This is a genomic window from Herbaspirillum sp. C7C2, from assembly GCF_022627865.1.
Lineage (GTDB): Bacteria > Pseudomonadota > Gammaproteobacteria > Burkholderiales > Burkholderiaceae_D > Herbaspirillum > Herbaspirillum frisingense.
In genome coordinates, this window is the sequence record NZ_JABXGI010000025.1 from 1 (window position 1) to 18,635 (window position 18,635).

The 18,635-nt window shown below is 59.6% G+C and carries 6 protein-coding genes; all 6 read left to right on the forward strand.

Annotated features, from left to right (window positions below):
• The first annotated feature begins 1,487 nt into the window (after positions 1-1,487).
• Positions 1,488-2,453: a Fic family protein gene (locus tag HWE04_RS21530; RefSeq protein ID WP_241813667.1), complete on the forward strand. Its 966-nt coding sequence runs from the start codon at positions 1,488-1,490 to the stop codon at positions 2,451-2,453.
• Positions 2,454-2,522: 69 nt separating this feature from the next.
• Entirely contained in the window at positions 2,523-7,826 is a 5,304-nt protein-coding gene (locus tag HWE04_RS21535) for a DEAD/DEAH box helicase (RefSeq protein ID WP_241813668.1), read from the forward strand.
• 18 nt (positions 7,827-7,844) lie between these two features.
• On the forward strand, positions 7,845-10,637 hold the full coding sequence (locus tag HWE04_RS21540; protein WP_241813669.1) for a helicase-related protein: 2,793 nt from the start codon (positions 7,845-7,847) through the stop codon (positions 10,635-10,637).
• A gap of 18 nt (positions 10,638-10,655) precedes the next feature.
• A complete protein-coding gene (locus HWE04_RS21545) occupies positions 10,656-15,125 on the forward strand; it encodes an Eco57I restriction-modification methylase domain-containing protein (protein ID WP_241813670.1) in 4,470 nt (1,489 codons plus the stop codon).
• Positions 15,126-15,141: 16 nt separating this feature from the next.
• The gene (locus HWE04_RS21550; protein ID WP_241813671.1) at positions 15,142-17,136 is read left to right on the forward strand and encodes a hypothetical protein; all 1,995 of its coding nucleotides are present in this window, start codon (positions 15,142-15,144) and stop codon (positions 17,134-17,136) included.
• Between the two features lie 6 nt (positions 17,137-17,142).
• A complete protein-coding gene (locus tag HWE04_RS21555) occupies positions 17,143-17,952 on the forward strand; it encodes an HNH endonuclease (RefSeq protein ID WP_241813672.1) in 810 nt (269 codons plus the stop codon).
• Positions 17,953-18,635 lie beyond the last annotated feature (683 nt).

Consider the following 18,635-nt stretch of genomic DNA (forward strand, 5'->3'; position numbering starts at 1 on the left):
TCAGCAAGAAAACAGGAAACACTTTATCAACCGGAGCTATTCCAAATTAAACTGGTCCGGAAAAACCGGGCAGGTCACAGTCGCTCAGCGCAAGATAACGTTCCAGGGGCTAATTTGTTCAGCTCGTATGAGCTGTATGCTGTGAGATGAGGAACGCTTTCGTATAGATTCAGGCTCATCTGTTCTCGGACGTCGACGATGTCGGCGAGCATTGTGATGAAGGTGAATACGTCCGACTCTATGTCGGATAGAGTGTGATGACTTCTTTGTGTATGCACCCACTGCAAAAGCTGAGATCGTCCGCTGCTGGCCGGGTCACCTCTAGTGACCTGATGCCAAGGTTTGTAATCCGACAATGTGCCAGTTCCTCGGCCGCCTTTATGCCAATTTGCGATCTTCGTCGGACTGAATCGATTTCCTTTTCGCATATAAATGGCTTTGTCGATTTACGCATGAATGTTATTGGTGAAGAGCGGCTTAGGACGTGAGCCCGGAGATGAGTAACCAGAGAACTCATTTCTAATGAAATTGAATGTGATTTGCAGACCTGGAATTTCCAGGAATTCAGCTTTCTCGAGCACTTATTCCTTCTTGAGCTGTGCGTCGCGCGCCTAGCCGCTGAAATACATTTGCCAGGACTAGAATGATTGCTCGGGGAAGGGCGATGTGCTACCGACAATAGTCGGAATTTTGCGTGTTAGTAAGCAGTGATGTCCCAAACGATCACGGGGGATGAACGGTGCGATGTAATCAAAGGCGCGATAAGAGAGAGCTGCGGCAGGTGTAACCTTCCCATGACGCTGTTCGTTGCTATATCCGGCGGGAAACTACGACATTGAGTTGAAATTGACTAGGCACGAATTTTCCAGTAAATTAATTTGCATGCCCCCCGAGGCCTTAGCTGTACCTCAGTTCCACGAGGTACCGAAAAAAACCCAGCTTCTGCTGGGTTTTTTGTTTCTGTCGCTAGCTGCGGTGAGCGCCCACTGCTCAGGCGGCCGAACAGGTGATTTCGGGTCAAAGCGTTCGCTTAGAGGTGCCATAGAATCCAGCAGCGGCCCACTGTGATGGCGCCGTTGCTTTGGATTGACGTCTATTTGCTGCCCAGCTAACTTAGAAGGGCACCATGGTCTAGGCCTCAGGCTTCAGTCTCAAGATGGTTCGACCAGCCTCGTACCGAGGGACTTAGCAAGTGAAGTAAGGATATCAGTCACAGAATTTTGGCGCGTCTGTTGGGCTCGAGCCTGAAATGAGCGGCATCAGCGGGCATGGCCCTGATTTATCGCCCAACCTCTCAAATCTTCCGCCTTCGGTTGAGACGCGCTGCGGCCACGCCTTGGGGACAGAGAACTCCACCTAATGGTCCGACATTTTGCTGGCGCAGGTCCACAGAATGAGGTGCTGACAGATTTATTGGGGTAACCAGCACGACATTTACCTCAATTCACAGTAACATTACACCGTTTTTTCTGATTAGATGCTTCTGCATGCGCTCACTTTCGCCAGACTATCTCGCCCGGCTACGTTTCGATACGCAGCAGTTGGCGACGCTGCGCGCCCTGGGTGAGTACCGCGGCAAGCAGCAGCTCTATGTCGCCCAGTCGCCCGACGTCTTGAACGATCTGCGCCAGGTGGCTGCAGTGGAGTCTACCGAGTCCTCAAACCGCTTGGAGGGCGTGGTGGTGGCGGCGCACCGGCTCAAATCACTGGTGCTCAAGAACGCCGCGCCGCAGAGCCGATCCGAGCAAGAGGTGGCAGGCTACCGTGACGCGCTGAGCCTGATCCACGAGAGCGGGAGCCAGATGCCGTTCTCGGAAGGCACCGTGTTGCAGCTTCACGGCATTTTGTATCGCTACCTGCCTCAAGCAGGCGGGCACTGGAAGGCAACCAATAACGACATCGTCGCGCGCTACCGCACGGCGCTGGATCAACATCTGGCCGACCCGCTGGTGCTGGTGCCGCTGGTCGTCCTTGACTTCCTCTGCGGCCATCCGTTCCCGGGTGGCAATGGACGCATGGCGAGACTGTTGACACTGCAGTTGCTCTACCACTTCGACTACGCCGTAGGCCGCTTCATCAGCCTGGAGCGGATTTTCGAGGAATCGAAAGAAAGCTATTATGAGACACTGGAGGCCAGCTCGCAGCACTGGCATGACGCTGCGCACAACATCGCCCCGTGGCTGAATTACTTCTGGGGTGCCCTATTGCGCGCCTATAAAGAGTTTGAAGAACGAGTGGGCGCTATCGAGCGCGGGCGCGGAGCCAAGGGGGACCGTGTGCGCGTTGAGATTCTCAAGCGCCAGCTTCCCTTCTCCATCTCGGAAATTGAGGAGGCCTGTCCTGGCGTCAGCCGCGACATGGTGCGGGTGGTTCTGCGGGCGGTGAAGGCTGAAGGACTGATTGAACCAAATGGCAAAGGCAGAGGCGCCAAATGGCAGCATAAACAGCCATGACCCTCGGCAGGGCTGCCATGCCCTTTGACGCGTCACGCGTCCACAAAGAAAACAAGGAAGAGCAGAATCGTGGATGACGTTTTTCAGTTTCGCAACCAGTTGGTTGACCGTTACAGTAACTTCTCTCGCAGCTTTGTTCGCATTGCTGCGGATGACATCCGAAAGGAAGTCGAGCGCCAGTACCAGGATGGTCGCTACTGGCCCGAGCCACTGGTTCAGATCAATCCCAACTACCAGCGCAAAGGCACCGTTCAGTCGTTGGCAGCGGAAGGTGTGTTGCACCCTGCGTGCGCGGACGTCTTTCAGGTTGGGAAACCCGAGGGCCATCCGCAACCGCTCCACCTCTACGCCCATCAGTTGCAAGCTCTCGCCAAGGGGCAGTCGGGCCAAAGTTATGTCGTGACAACAGGAACAGGATCCGGCAAGTCACTGTCCTTCTTCATCCCCATCATTGACCGCATCATCAAAGCCAAGACAGAGGGGGATAAGGCGCGCACACGGGCCATCGTCATTTACCCGATGAACGCTTTGGCAAACAGTCAACTGGAAGAACTCGATAAGTTCCTCCATGGCTACGGGGCAGATGAACGCCCATTCACCGTCGCACGCTACACCGGCCAGGAAAAAAAGTCTGAGCGCGATGCCATAGCGGACAACCCACCAGACATCCTGCTCACCAACTTCATGATGCTGGAGTACATCCTCACCCGCTTCGATGATGTGGATCGCCGGGTGGTTGACCATTGCGAGGACCTTGAGTTCTTAGTGCTGGATGAACTCCACACCTACAGGGGCCGGCAGGGAGCCGATGTGGCCCTGCTCGTTCGTCGCCTACGCGAACGGCTCAAGGCCGACAAGCTTGTGTGTATCGGCACGTCCGCCACCATGTCGAGCGCGGGTACCCAAGCAGATCGAAACCGCACTGTGGCCGAGGTGGCCACCAAACTTTTTGGCGCTCACATCAGTGAGCACGATGTGATCGGCGAAACGCTAGAACGCGTCACGAACCCGCTCAAAGACGTCGCAGCGATTGCCGCCGAATTGCCAGCCGCCGTCGTGCGCGAGCAGTTCGGATGGCCAGACTTTGAAGCATTTCAGCGCGATCCATTGTCCATCTGGGTCGAGCTCAACCTTGGCATTGAGCTACCCGATCACGAACCCCCAAGACGAGCCAAGCCCAAGACACTTCAGGTCGCCAGCGAGAATTTAGCGCTGGACGCCAAGTGCGATGTGGCGCTGGCTCGAGCGGCGTTGCAAAAGTTTCTGGTGGCTGCCCATGAGGTGCGAACACCCCAAGGGCGCCCGCCCTTTGCCTTCAAGCTCCACCAATTCATCAGCGGCCCCGGCAAGGTACTCACCACACTGGAGACCTCAGGTCAGCGGCACATCACCCTGGATGCGCAACGCTTCGCGCCAGGTCGACAGGACGAAGGCGTACATCTGTATGCCGCTCACTTTTGCCGGGATTGCGGCCAAGAGTACCTGCCCGTGTGGCAGTCTGGGCAACGCCCACTCACTTATCTGCCCAGAGAGATCGACGACGTCACCGCAGACGACAATGAAGACACCAGCTACGGGTTTCTTTGTCCAACGAAAGGCGGACAGCAGTATGGCGGTCAGATCGACGATCTGCCTGAGGCGTGGCTGGACCTGAGCCGCGAAGAGTTGAAAGTCAAGCCAGCCTACAGAAAGGCCATCCCCTATCGTGTCGCCGCCGATCCTAAAGGGCACGATGGATCGGGTGAGGATTTCTGGTTCATTCCAGGCAAATTCCGCTTCTGCCTGAGTTGTGGCGTAGTGCATGAGGCACATGGCAAGGATGCTAATCGCCTGTCCAGCCTGTCCGGTGAGGGCCGATCCTCGGCCACGACGATGATTGCGCTGAGCGCCCTGCAACAGCTCTTCGCTTTGCCAGACCCCTCGCTTGGGCAACCCGACCCACGTAAGCTTTTGGGGTTCACCGACAACCGGCAGGATGCCGCCTTGCAGGCAGGGCATTTCAACGACTTCATCTTCTTGCTAACCCTGCGTTCGGGCCTGATTGGGGCCCTGCAGGACAACGCTGGCGTGCTCAACGAAGAGCAGCTCGCTGATGCCGTTTTCAAAGCGCTTGGCTTCCAACAGGTGGAGCAAAGCATCTTGGTGGAATACTTGCGCTCTCCCAAGCTGATGGGCCTGGCACGTCAAGAGGCACAGCGTACCCTGCGCTTCATCATCGCCTATCGACTGCTGCGTGACCTGCGCAGAGGCTGGCGATACAACAACCCTAATCTTGATCAGCTCGATCTGGTTACCATCCGCTATCGCGGCCTGGTCGAGTTTTCCGCTGATGCTGGTGCATTTGCGAAAAACAAGGTGTTGTCCGGTCTCAGCCCGGCACACCGCACTCAATTGAGCGAGCTGCTGTTTGACAATCTGCGTCGCCATCTGTGTCTTGAAACCCGGTATCTTGACCCTGTCGAGCACGACAAAGCGCGCACGAGCGGACATACCTACCTCACGGAGCGCTGGGCTTTTGCTCCCGATGAAAAGCTCGAGACGGGCCGCTATCTGATTTTGGGCAAACGCCCTGAATACAAAGGCAAGCCACGAACCGACCTTGTCACCGGCGGCGCGCGCTCGCGATTGCTGCGGCTGGTCAAGACATCCAGCTTCTGGCAAGACACCGTCTTTGCTGGTGAGGTCAAACGCTGGAAGGACGCTGAATGGGTTGAACTCATCGAAGCGCTGCTGCGTGCGGCAGGCGACTACGGCTATGTTCAGAAGCACGCCATCGACGCGCAATTGGCAGGCTGGCGCCTGAACGCGGCCGCCTTGGACTGGTGCCTGACGAGTGATCAGGCGCTTGGTGATGACAGCAGGGTCAACACCTTCTTCCGAGAGCTCTACCTCAGCGTGGCCGATCTGCTGCGCCTGCCGTCTCACCCCCTGTTCGAGTTCGAGGCCCAAGAACACACCGCACAGGTTGACGCCCCGCGCCGCCAGCTGCTGGAGCAGCGCTTCCGCTACACCGACAAAGACCGCAACGACTGGTCGCAGAACCCCGCGCACGAGGCTCCGTTGGAGCGCTTGCCCGTCATGTTCTGCTCACCCACCATGGAGCTGGGCGTGGACATCTCCGCGCTCAATACTGTGTATCTGCGGAACATGCCGCCAACCCCAGCCAATTACGCGCAGCGCAGTGGCCGGGCGGGCCGCTCCGGCCAACAGGCTTTGGTCGTCACCTATTGCGCTGCGCTCAGTCCGCACGATCAATGGTTCTTCCACCATGCCAACGACATGGTGCACGGCGTGGTTCGCGCGCCCACACTGGATCTGGCCAACCGAGACCTCGTGGACAGCCACTTGCAGGCCGTGTGGCTGGCCAGCACGCAAGCCCCGCTGGATGCCAGCATCGCCCCAATGCTGGATCTGGACCAGCCAGGCAAGCCGCTCAAACAGAGCTACCAAGACGCCTTCAACGCACCCGGAGTGCGTGAACGCGCCATGGGCAGCGCGCAGCGCGTCGTGGACCAGCTTCTGACCGATTTGAACGGCAGCCACTGGTTCACAACTGAGTACGTGCAGCAGGTCATCGAGCGCGCTCCCCAACAGTTTTCGGGCGCCTTGGAACGCTGGCGTGTCCTGTTCGACGCCACTCGACAGCAGATGAACATGGCCGACCAAATCGTCAAGAGCCATACAGCGTCGCACGCCGAGCGTCAAAACGCCCAACGCCGCTACGGTGACGCCGCACGACAGTACGCCGTGCTCCTAAAGTCGGGTAACAGCCAGAACACCGATTTCTACACCTACCGCTACCTGGCCAGCCAGGGTTTCCTGCCGGGCTACAACTTCCCTCGCCTGCCCCTCATGGCCTGGATTCCAGCGCGCGGCGGGCAGACCACCAACGGCAAAGACGACGAGGGCAGCATGGTCAGCCGCCCCCGGTTCCTGGCCCTGTCTGAGTTCGGACCGCGCAGCCTCATCTACCACCAGGGGCGCATGTACCGCGTGGTGCGTGCCAAGCTCAACGTGGGCAATGCCGACCACATCTCAGGCAACAGTCAGCTTTCGACGATCACCTCCTTGGTGTGCAGCCAATGCGGCTATGGCCACCTGGGTGAGCCGGGCGGCGGGCAGCCGCTGGTCAACCGCTGCGAAAACTGCGATGCGCTGCTGACGGAAACCGATTGGGTGCGCGAGCTCTACCGCATCGAGACGGTTGAAACCCTGCCCGTCGAACGCATCTCCATCAACGACGAAGACCGTCAGCGACAAGGCTTCGAGCTGCAGACCACATACCGTTTTCTGCCCGGGCCCGATGGCAAGATTCAGAAACAGAAAGCCGATGTTCTGCAGAGCGAGGAGGCCCTGGCCGAGCTCAGCTACGCGCCGGCCGCACGTATCTGGCGCATAAATCGGGGATGGCGCCGTCGCAAAGACAAAGAGCAGTTGGGCTTCTACATCAACCCCATCACGGGCACCTGGAGCAAGCAGGATGCCCCGGATGCGGGCGACGATAACGGCAATGATGACGCGCTTATGGACAAGGTGCCCAACCAGCGCATCGTCCCTTTCGTTGAAGATCATCGCAACCTGCTGATTCTTGCGCCGGTGCATGCGCTTTCGCTGGAGGCCATGGCCACGTTACAGGCTGCGCTCAAGCGTGGTATCGAGATGACTTTTCAGATCGAGGAGTCCGAGCTCGTGGCCGAGCCATTGCCAAAGCTCGACGAACGCCGCGCGCTCCTGTTCTATGAGGCCGCGGAAGGCGGGGCAGGCGTGCTCACCCGGCTGGCCAATGACTCCGCCAGCTTGGCCCTGGTTGCACAAAATGCGCTGCGGCTCCTGCATCACATAGATCCCGCCGATGGCATCTGGCGGATTGAAGACCTGTCTGCGCTGGAAGAAACCAATAACCTCGGCAACCACATCTGCGAGGCTGGCTGCTACCAGTGCCTGCTCTCGTACTTCAACCAGCCTGACCACGAGTACATCAACCGCCGCAACCCCGAGGCGCTCAAGCTGCTGGTTGCCATGGCCAACGCTCAGGTCAGGTTGCGCCCCTCAGATGACAGTTCACCGGTCGGCCAAGCCGGCACCGCCGGTGCTGAACCAACAGATGACACGCCCCAGGCGCGCTGGCTGGCCGCCCTGCATCAGGCAGGCCTCGCTACGCCAGACGCCCTGAACATCCCCGTCAATCAGGGCGCAGCCACCGCCGCGGCGCAGTACAAGGCCGCGCGCGCCTTGGTGTTCCTCAGCCCGGTCGATGCCGCCACAGCCGCCTCGCTGCAAGACAAGGGCTGGCAAGTGCTGGACTTCTCTGAACCCGAACATTGGTCCCAGCGCTTCGCTGAACACTCCGCCGTGTTCGGTCCGGCCAGCTGATATCCCCGAATGCATTCCATGACAACCCTTGAACACGACTTTCAGCCTGGCAACCTGGTTCGCGCCCGTGGCCGCGAATGGGTGGTGCAGACCGACTCACACCGCGACTGGCTGCGCTTGCGCCCTCTGGGCGGCGCAGAAGACGAAACGATCGCCCTGATCCCCGAGCTGGAACTGGCGCCAGTTGAACACGCCACTTTTGACTTGCCGGATCCAGCCCTCGCTGGCAACCATGCGGCAGCCGTCCTACTACGCGACGCTTTGCGCCTCACTCTGCGCGCCGGGGCTGGCCCGTTCCGGTCGTTCGGCAACATCGCGGTGGAGCCACGTGGCTACCAACTGGTGCCCCTGCTGATGGCCCTGCGCCTGTCCACAGTTCGCCTGTTGATTGCCGACGACGTGGGCATCGGCAAAACCATTGAAGCCGGGCTGATTGCCCGCGAGTTGATGGACCGAGGAGAAATTGCCCGTATCGCCGTGCTGTGCCCACCCCACTTGGTCGAGCAATGGCAATCTGAGCTCGAAACCCGGTTCAACCTTCATGCCGTCGCGCTCACGGCATCGTCCGCCGCCCGTGTCGAGCGCGAACTGCCTCACGGTGTGGCTCTGTTCGATCACCACCCCGTGGTGGTGGTGAGCCTGGACTACATCAAGAGCGAACGCAACCGCGAGCAATTCATCGCCACCGCTCCCGAATGCATCATCGTGGACGAGGCCCACACCTGCGCCAGCAGCGGCGCCGGCAAGCAACTTCGCTTTGAACTGTTGCAGCGACTGGGCACGAACGAGCACAGGCATCTGATCCTGCTCACGGCCACACCACACTCCGGCGACGAAGTCGCCTTCTACAACCTGCTGTCGTTGCTGGATCAGCGCTTCCTGGCGCTGCAAGGTCGCATGTCGGCCAGTGATCCACTGCGCCAGGAACTGGCTCGCCATTTCGTGCAACGCCGTCGCAAGGACATCGCCGAATGGCAGGCCGAAACAGAAGACGGCCGCGGCTTTGCCCGGCGCATGAAAACCGAGCTGACTTACCAGCTCAGTGGCGACTGGGGCAACTTCTTCGACGCCGTGCAGGACTACTGCCGCGAACTGGCAGAGACCGCCGAACGCGAGGGGGTGGCCGGAGGCTCGGGCCTCATGTGGTACGCCACGCTCGCCTTGCTGCGTTGCGTGGCATCCTCCCCCGCCGCTGCGGTCAAAGCCTTGACCACGCGTCTTGAAGGCACTCAGTCCGAAGAAGGCCTGCTGACCGACGAGCGCCTGCACGATGGCGCGGCCGATGACCTATCGGCCAGCGATCTGGAACCCCCAGCTCAGGTGCAAGACGCGTCCCGCCTGCAAGAACTCATCACCACGGCCAAGCGTCTCTCCGGCCAGTCCGGCGACCCCAAGCTGGCCGCATTGATTCAGCATGTCGACCAACTGCTCAAAGACGGCTACCACCCAGTGGTGTTCTGCCGCTACATCGCCACCGCGCACTACGTAGCGGACCACCTCAAAGCTAAGTTTCCGCAGGCAACCATCGAGGCCATCACAGGCGAATTCACACCCGAAGAGCGGCGTGAGCGCGTGGAGGACATGGGCGAAGCCGATAGCCGCATCCTGGTGGCAACCGATTGCCTGTCGGAAGGCATCAACCTGCAGCACCTGTTCACCGCAGTCGTCCACTACGACCTGGCCTGGAACCCCACGCGCCACGAACAACGCGAAGGCCGAGTAGACCGCTTTGGCCAGCAAGCCCCTGAAGTGCGCTGCACCATGCTCTACGGTCAAGACAACCCGATCGACGGCTTTGTGCTGAAGGTCATCTTGCGCAAGGGCGAGGCGATCCAGAAGGAGCTGGGCGTGATGGTCCCTCTGCCCGAAGACGATGCCCGCATCAATCAGGCCTTGGTCAAGGCCGCGCTGATGCGCCGCGAGCACAGGGCACCGGCCATCATGCTGCAAGAGTCCTTCGACTTTGGCGAGCCGGAACGCCTGCTCGCGCCCTTGCAGGCCCAGTGGCAAGACGCACTGGAGAAGGCCAAGGCCAACCGCACCGTGTTTGCGCAGCGTCGCATTCGCCCTGACGAGGTACTGCCCGAGTGGCACAAACAGCAGCAAGCCCTGGGTGGTCAAGCCGATGTGAAGCGCTTTCTGCAAAGCGCCTGCGTACGCCTGGGCTCGCCGCTGGATAGTACGCGCCGCGCCAACCAGGTGCGCTTCACCCCTCAACACCTGCCCGAGGCCTTGCGCATGCGCTTGGCCGATGAAGGGCTGGACGCAGCTCAGCTGATCGACTTCGACGAACTGCACCGCAGCCACCCCCTCGTGGGCCTGCTGGCCCAACACCTGCTGGAAGACGCGCTGGGCAACACCCAGCCCGTAGCAGCCCGCTGCGCAGCCACGCTGACCAACGACGTGGAAGTGGCAACCACGCTGTACCTGCTGCGCGTGCGGCATCAGCTCAGCTACGTGCGCCGCCGCGAACCCTTCCAGATGATGGCCGAAGAGACCGTGGCCCTGGCCGTACGCGGCCGAGCAAACCCAGAGTGGCTGGCCGATGACCAGGCGTCCCGCCTCATCGAATGCATCCCCAGTGGCAACCTGCCGCCTGAGGCTGTGCAGCGCGAGGTGCGCCACGCCCTCAAATTCCTGGCTGCCCATCCTCAGCAGTTGCAAGCCCTGGCGCAGCAACGCGCTGATGCCCTTCTGGACGACCACAAGCGTGTGCGTGAAGCCGCTCGCGACGTGGGCCAGTACAACGTCAAGCCCTGCCTGCCGGTGGATGTGATGGGCGTTTACGTGCTCCTGCCCGATTCGCTGTAAGCCTGAGCCAAGAAAAACATGAAACGCATACGCAACAGCAAGCACCAAGCCACGCTTAACCTGCCCACCATTCAACTGGAAGGCAGCCTGTTCCTGCCCGATCAGTTGGAAAAAGCCGCACAAAGCCGCGCTCAAGGCCAGACCGAGGTCGACTACGGTGTGCCCAAGGGCGTCAAGCTCAAAGACGAATACAGCCGCGCCTTCCAGATTGCCTGCGCGCAGTGGCAACACTTCGCCGCCCAGTTGGACCGTGCCGACGTAGATGCCCACCGGCTCACCATTGGTTTTGTGAGCGAACTGCTCCGCGACGCCTTGGGCTACACCCCAGTACAGCCCACCACTTCGGTGCAAGTGGCCGCCATGGCCTACCCCGTCAACGTGATGGCAGGCCGCATGGCAGTGTTGGTAGCCCCGCACAACCTGGCTCTGGACGATGCCGACCCACGTTTCGCAGTGGCGGGCAGTGGCAACCGCAAGAAGTCTGCCTTCCAGGCCATGCAAGAGCTGCTCAACGCCAGCCCTGAGCACACCTGGGGCATCGTCAGCAACGGCAAGCAACTCCGCCTGTTGCGCGATGCGGCCTCGCTCACCCGGCCAACCTATTTGGAATTCGACCTGGCCGATCTGCTGGGCGGCCAGCGTTATGCCGAGTTCGCCAGCGTGTGGCGTCTGCTGCACGGCAGCCGTGCACCGCAATCTGGTGGCGCCGCGTGCGTCTGGGAGCAGTGGCGCGAAGCAGGCAAAGCTGAGGGCACGCGTGTACGCGACGGTCTGCGCAACGGAGTCGAGAAAGCCCTGCTCACCTTTGGCGAAGGATTCCTGCAGCACCCCACCAACGATGCACTGCGCGCCGCGCTGCACGACGGAAGCCTGAGCAAGGACGCCTACTTCCAGCAACTGCTGCGCCTCATCTACCGGCTGATCTTTGTCTTCACCGTGGAAGAGCGCGGTGTGTTGCATCCGGTTGATGACAGCGCCGAGGCATTGGCTGCCCGCAAGGCCTATTCCGCAGGCTATGCACTGAGCCGTCTGCGTGAGTTGTGCCTAAAGCGCCGTGCCCGCAATCGGCATGACGACCACTGGCAGGTCATCCGCATCGTATGGCGTGGCTTGGCCCACGGCCAGTCCCGGCTGGCATTGCCCGCTCTCGGTGGCCTGTTCGCGGAAGACCAATGTCCGCACCTGGACACCGCCAGCCTGCACAACACCTACATGCTGGCGGCTCTGCAGCACCTACGCTGGGCCGTCATCGCCCAAGGCAAGACCAGCAGCCTCACCCCGGTGGACTACCGCAACATGGGGCCAGAAGAACTGGGCAGCGTGTATGAAAGCCTGCTAGAGCTGACGCCTACGATTAACCTGCCAGCCCGTAGTTTTGGCTTCCTCGGCGTAACCGGCGAGGGCAGCGCTGCCGGCAACCAACGGAAGACCAGCGGTAGCTATTACACCCCGGACAATTTGGTTCAAGAATTGATTCGCACGGCGCTCGATCCGCTGATTGATCAACAACTGGCAAAACACCCAGACGGTCCGATTGAGGCCCTGCTATCTCTTAGCGTTGTTGACCCTTCCTGCGGCAGCGGTCACTTCTTATTGGCAGCTGCACGACGAATTGCTGAAAAGCTGGCCGTTCTTGAGTCTCCCGACGGTGCGATCACACCGCAAGGCTACCGACACGCCTTGCGTGAGGTTGTCGCCAACTGCGTCTACGGCGTGGACCGAAATCCTATGGCCATTGAACTGTGCAAAGTTGCACTATGGCTGGAGAGCGTTGAACCAGGACGTCCGCTGGGCTTTCTTGATGCTCACGTTCGCTGTGGCGACGCACTGCTGGGAGTACATGATCTGTCCGTATTGCGAGCCGGCATTCCCAACGAAGCGTTTGCCCCCCTGAAGGATGTGTTGGCCGACACGGGCATTTCGGGGCAATCGGTGGACAACCGTGAGGCAGGCTCAGCACTGCGGCGCCGAAATATCGGCGAGCGAGCGCAACCTACATTGCCCCTGGCAGGCCTGAACCTTGGCATTCCAGACGAGTTGGATGCAGTGCTTGCCCGGCTGAGCCGCGACGACGATGGCCTATCTGATGTTGAAGCGAAACGTCAACTCTACGAACATGCCCGCGCCGATGGGACCTTGACTTGGCGCCTGCTGCGAGCCTGCGATCTCTGGACGGCCGCCTTCTTTAACGTTAAGCAACCGGTAGAGCGGCAGGGGCGAGAGCACACGCCCACGTCGGATACGGTTTGGCGGTTTTTGGGTGATCCAACCAGCCTCGCGTCACACGTCGCCGAGGAAACTGAGGCCTTACGCCAGCAGTATCGATTCTTCCATTGGCCACTGGAGTTCCCGGAGGTATTCAAACGTGGCGGCTTTTCTCTGGTACTGGGTAACCCTCCATGGGAGACCATGAGTCCCGACGCCAAAGAGTTTTTCGCCAAGCACGAACCCGTGATTGCCAGCATGGCGCCCTCGCAGCAGCAAGCACGTATCGCTGAGTTGCTGACCACGCCCGTCATTCGTCACGAGTGGGAGAGGCATGCGCGCGAACTATATGCGGCCGTGCGTTTCATCAAAGACAGTGGCCGGTACCGGATGTTTGCCGCAGGCAACCTGGGCAAAGGCGATTTCAATGTTTATCGCCAGTTCGTTGAGCTAGCGCTGACGTTTGCCGCATCTGACGGGTTCGCTGCGCAGATCGTACCTGAGAACTTTTACAACGGCGCAAATGCATCAGCTATTCGTGCTGCGTTGTTTGGAGAGTTCCGTCTCACAACGCTCTTTGGCTTTGAGAACACTCGCGGCGTGTGGTTTCAAGATATCGATACGCGGATGAAATTTGCGCTTTACTGTGCGCAACGAGGTGGCGTAACTTCCGAATTTCCAGCGGCCTTTTCCATCAATTCAGAAGACCGTTTGCAAGTCGCCCGTGAACGGCCACTTCACTTGCCGGTCGCCCTGCTGCGCGAGTTCTCGCCAGAAGCAATTGCCGTGATGGAGTTCTCCAATCAGCTCGAGATTGACATCGCGCGCAAGATGTACGCACGATTTCCACGGCTCGGGGACGAAATCGAAGGTCTACCGACTTGGGTGCCTGCGACTGAAATACACATGGGCAATGACAATGAGCTCTTCACTATGGATACGCGCGGCTGGCCGCTGTATCAAGGCAGCATGGTCACGCACCACGACTATCGGGCGAAAGGGTACGTGTCGGGTCATGGTCGTAATGTGACTTGGGAACCGTTGACTTTTGGGACGGAGGAAAAATGCATCCGGCCACAGTGGCGCATCGTGCCCGAGAAAATTCCGAACAAGATTCATGATCGGGTACGTCGGTATCGGATTGGATTTTGTGATGTCGGCAACTCCACGAATCAGCGCGCACTCATGGCTGCGATGATTCCTCCAAACACCGTATGTGGCCACAAAGTTCCGACTATCGAATTTGAACCTAGTAGTCCAGCGATCATGCTCCTCTGGCTGGCAGTGGGGAACACGTTGGCGATGGATTTCATCGTGCGCATGAAGGTCGCGTTAACAATGTCGTTGTCGATCCTTGCATCGTTGCCGTTTCCAAGAACTGTAGCAACTGGGAGCGCCGCCGCCAGGGCGTGTGCGTTGGCGGCCAGGCTTTCATGCGCTGGCGCAGAGATGGAAGGACTCGTCGAAGAACTTGCAAAAACTCCGGAGTTGGCAGGCCAAGACATCACTCCGGCGCACGATCCGGCGGAGCGAGCGCAGTTATCCGCCGAGCTGGACATTATCGTTGCTCGCAACTTATTCGGACTGACGCGAGAGGAAGTGCAATACCTTTTGGAACCGCGCGATGTACTTGGACCAGATTGCACTGCGGAGACCTTTGCTGCATTGCGAAGGGCCGAGGAACGAGAACATGGAGAGTACCGGACCAAGCGCTTGGTCCTTCGTGAGTTTGACCGTATGGATCTTGCTGAAGCCAGTGGGGAGCCCTACGGTGCTCTGCTCAGCCCCCTCCCAGGGGCACAGGCGACTCGCAGTTACTCCGCCCATGGCGTAATTCGAGATGAAGCCGATGCCCACCTTGCCGGCCTGCTGCTCACGATCATTCAGCAGGCAGGTCGAATGCCTCGCCGCGAGTTGACCCAGGCGCTAACGCTTGCAGGCCGCGCTGACTTGCAGGGGCGCTTTGTGGACACTCAGGGTGTCGCCCGGCTTCGTGCGTTCGAGCAAACGCATCCCGGTGTGTTCGACAGCGCGAGGTTGCCGGGCGACCGCATGCACCAGTGGACTCGTCACTTTGAGGCGACGGGCGTGATCCGGCTGCACGCAGCCACTGACCTAATCGAGCGCATTCAAACAGTGGCACTTCCTGCCTATGCGCTGGTGACTGCAGAAACCGCACCGGTGGCGACGGTGCTGGTTCAAGCAGCTACTCGAGCCTTCGCGGGGATGACTGCGGCCGATGAAGGTACGGCAGCTACGGCCCCGTCAATTAAACAAGCCTGAATGGGAGGACGGCGCTGTGAAGCAACTGACCAAGCATTTATCGACAGACAGAAGCGCGCCGCGCCTGTGGTTTGAGTGCTTGGCCCTGTTCGACGAACCGGGCGAAGATCACGTGCTGCGCACGATCTCCTTTCAACGCGGGCTGAACATCGTGTGGGCCAAAGAGCCAACCGCCGGCCGTGCCAAAGGCACACGCGCGGCCGGGCATGGTGTGGGCAAGTCCTCGCTGTGCCTCTTGCTGAGGTTGTGCATGGGCGATGCTTCTGAAGCCGTGGCGGAAATGCGTGACGAGCTGGTCGGAGAATTTCCGCAAGGCGGCGTCATTGCCGTGATGCATGTGGACGGACAGCCCTTCACTTTGTGTCGGTACTTCAATGCGCACAAGGAGGGCGTGGCCTGCCCGGGTACGGAGATCACTGGCATCTGGACTCGCCAGACCGAGGGCAGTGACCGTGCTTTTCTCAAGAAGCTCGCGGACGACATGATGAGCCGGGTCGCGCCCAAGAGCATTCCCGAGACTGGCCAGGCCATCGAATGGCGGCATTTGCTGGCCTGGATCAGCCGGGATCAAGGGTCACGGTTCAAGTCGTTCTTTGCCTGGCGCGACGGTGAAGGAAATTTGCTGCAACGTCGCCGTCAGGATCCACCCATCGTCATGCGAGCAGTGCTTGGTCTCTTGGACAAGGGAGAGTCCGCGCTTTTGACCAAGGCGGCTGAGTTGGAGGATAGCGTCAAGAAGGCGAAGGAGAAAACCGAAGCTCTGATGAAGGAGCCTGCGCTAATCCGCCGCCGAATCGAGTCGAGCCTGAGAGCTCGCGGCCAGCTGCCTGATGATTTGCCTATCCGCGTCGACGACCTTTTCGGGGACTCGGTGGAACGTCGCATCAGGGCAGCAAGCGAGGAGGCCGAAAAGCGGTTGGCACAGTGGAACGCCAAGCAGGAAGCGGACGACCAAGCCGTAGCCGACCTGCGAGCCGAGTTGAAGCTGGTGCAGGTTGAACACGAAAAAGCCAAAACTGAGTTTGACCTTGCAGATGCCGCCAGGCGAGGTGATGAGGCAGCATTTCGTTCCCTGGGAACGCAGTTGCTCAAACTTAGGCAGCTGACTGGGCATTGCGAAGAAGGTAATGTGCGGTTCTCCGAATGCCAGCATGTGAGGGCGGAGATACACCTACTGGAGCAGGCCAGCATCCGCGATGCCCGAGACAAGAAGAACCTCCAACTTGCAATGGATGAGTCAGTTTCCCGTGCAGGCAGGGTGTTATTGCGCAAGAACGGACTGGCGCAGCGAATTGAGGCGATGCAGCTGAACGAAAAGACGCTCATCACCACGCAGAGCCGGACTCGACTGGCCAAGCGGACTGCCGAGCTTGAAGCCAATAAATGGCCTGCCCTGCTGGAAGAACTTGCTCGCTGGGAAAGCTCCTCTGGGTCGGCGCAGGCACAGGCTGATATCGAAGCTTCTCGTGCTCAGAGCATTCAGGTTGAGCAGGACCTTGGACGTGTTCAGACCCAACTGGTTGTGCTGCAGCAGAACAAGTCCGACCGAGAAAAGTCACTTGCATCAATCACCGACGGACTGACCCAACAATTGTTCCCCGACGGTGCGTTTGGCACCTTTGATCCGCGTGACGAGCAGCGGCCATTTCGGCTCTCCATGCGCGGGGGAGAAGCCTTCCGAGTCTTGGAGGTCCTGCTCGGCGATATAGCTTGCATGCTGGACAGTCCACGCACGGAGGGCGCTTTGCCAGGGCTCTTCATTCATGATTGCCCTCGAGAGGCGGACATGAGCACAGGGCTCTATGAGAACTTCCTGTCACTGATCGATACCCTCCAAAAGGAGCAGTATCCAGACGGTCAACTGCCGTTTCAATACATCGTCACGACGACTACGCCCCCTCCCTTAGACCTGCAGGGCGACGTTGTCCGCTTGACTCTTGACCCCAGCTCAGATGAAGGATTGTTATTCCGCCGTAGGTTCATTGCAAAGCGGCAGGAAGCATTGCGGTAGGCGCCCATGTCGGATTCCATTTTCAATACTGCCGTGACAACGTTGATGAACCCGCTCCAGAGAGCCTTGGTCGAAAAGGCGGGCCACGATCATGGCTTCGAGCATGTAGTCGCCAGCGAGCCAGATGGTGTACTGCTGGCTTCAGCACGGCACGTCGCAACCGCGCAGGTAGTTGTCCAGCCCGCAGGCGGTTACCTGCTGCGCTTGCGCGCCGAAACGCCAGCCCTGCTACCCGAGATGCGCCGCTCATTTCCCCAGCATCGTCAAACCGATGGCTTTTCTGCCGACACGGTAGCGAGCTTGGCGACTTTGCTTCGTCGCGCCGCTGGTTTGGCGCGTGCCCTGCCCAGCCAAGCTGCCAACGACTATGAGGCGACAGTGGCCCGCCAGTTGGCTCAACTGCCACCAAATCTTGGCGGAACAGAGGTGGAACGACTGGTCCGTCAGAGAGTAGGACAGCAGAAATTCCGGGAGGCCATGCTTGACTACTGGGGCGGCGCCTGCGCTGTGACAGCCGTGGCGCTGCCCGAGGTGCTTCGCGCCAGCCATGCAAAACCATGGGTAGAGTGCGCCAGCGATGCGGAGCGACTGGACGTGTTTAACGGCTTTTTGCTGGTGGCCAATTTGGATGCGCTGTTTGATCGGTTTCTGATCAGCTTTGACGATGATGGCGGACTTTTGATCTCGCCAACATTGACGGATGAGATCCGGAGTCACCTGGGGCTACATTCCGGTATGGCGCTGCGCTGGCTCAGCGACGCGCATCGCGTGTACTTGGCTTTGCATCGCACGCGGTTGCAGGGAGCGGGGGGCTGAAGGATCACAGTACAAGGTGCCTCCACGCTTTCCTCAAGCCGTCACCGAGTATTTTTTCATTGACTCTACGGTTGAGCCCACCGTTATCCGGCCGCTTATCAGTGACGTCATGCTGCAAAAACAGTTGTGCTGTGCCTTGGCCCTGCACTTGCGGCTGAGTGACGGCTTTCAAATTTCTAGCTGGATGGCGGCGCAGGGGCGGCTCGAGCCAGCGCGCGGAGAATCCAGCAATCGACTGGCGGCTTTCACCCGAGAAGCGGTCGTTCAGACCGGACGCGGTCAACGGCCGGTATTGGCTGTCGAGGCCACGCGGGCACAGGGTGCCGAATGATTCGATGTCAGCGTATATTCTTAGTCAGCAAGGCGCTCCCCAGGATGTTCGACGACTTCACTGTCAAACTTTTCACTGGACTAAGTGCAGAGGCGGTCAAATCTCGAGGCCAAGAAGGAGCCTGAAGCGTATGTTGCTGGACTTGGGAGAGCAGGTATGCGAGGAGGGCAAATCGGCAGGAGGAAACCGAAAATAGGCCGAAGCCGAAAATTTCCAGTCCCAGAAATGAAAAACGCCAACCGGTGAGGGCTGGCGCTTTTACTTGGAACATTCTTGGTGGCCCGGGGCGGAATCGAACCACCGACATAAAGATTTTCAATCCTAGAGCTGCACGAAAAACTTGTCTCAGACT

What these genes read in the sequence shown, in the direction of transcription:
- HWE04_RS21530 (WP_241813667.1), top strand. Translation starts at nt 1,488, where the DNA reads ATGCGCTCACTTTCGCCAGACTATCTCGCCCGGCTACGTTTCGATACG.
- HWE04_RS21540 (WP_241813669.1), top strand. Translation starts at nt 7,845, where the DNA reads ATGACAACCCTTGAACACGACTTTCAGCCTGGCAACCTGGTTCGCGCC.
- HWE04_RS21545 (WP_241813670.1), top strand. Translation starts at nt 10,656, where the DNA reads ATGAAACGCATACGCAACAGCAAGCACCAAGCCACGCTTAACCTGCCC.
- HWE04_RS21555 (WP_241813672.1), top strand. Translation starts at nt 17,143, where the DNA reads ATGTCGGATTCCATTTTCAATACTGCCGTGACAACGTTGATGAACCCG.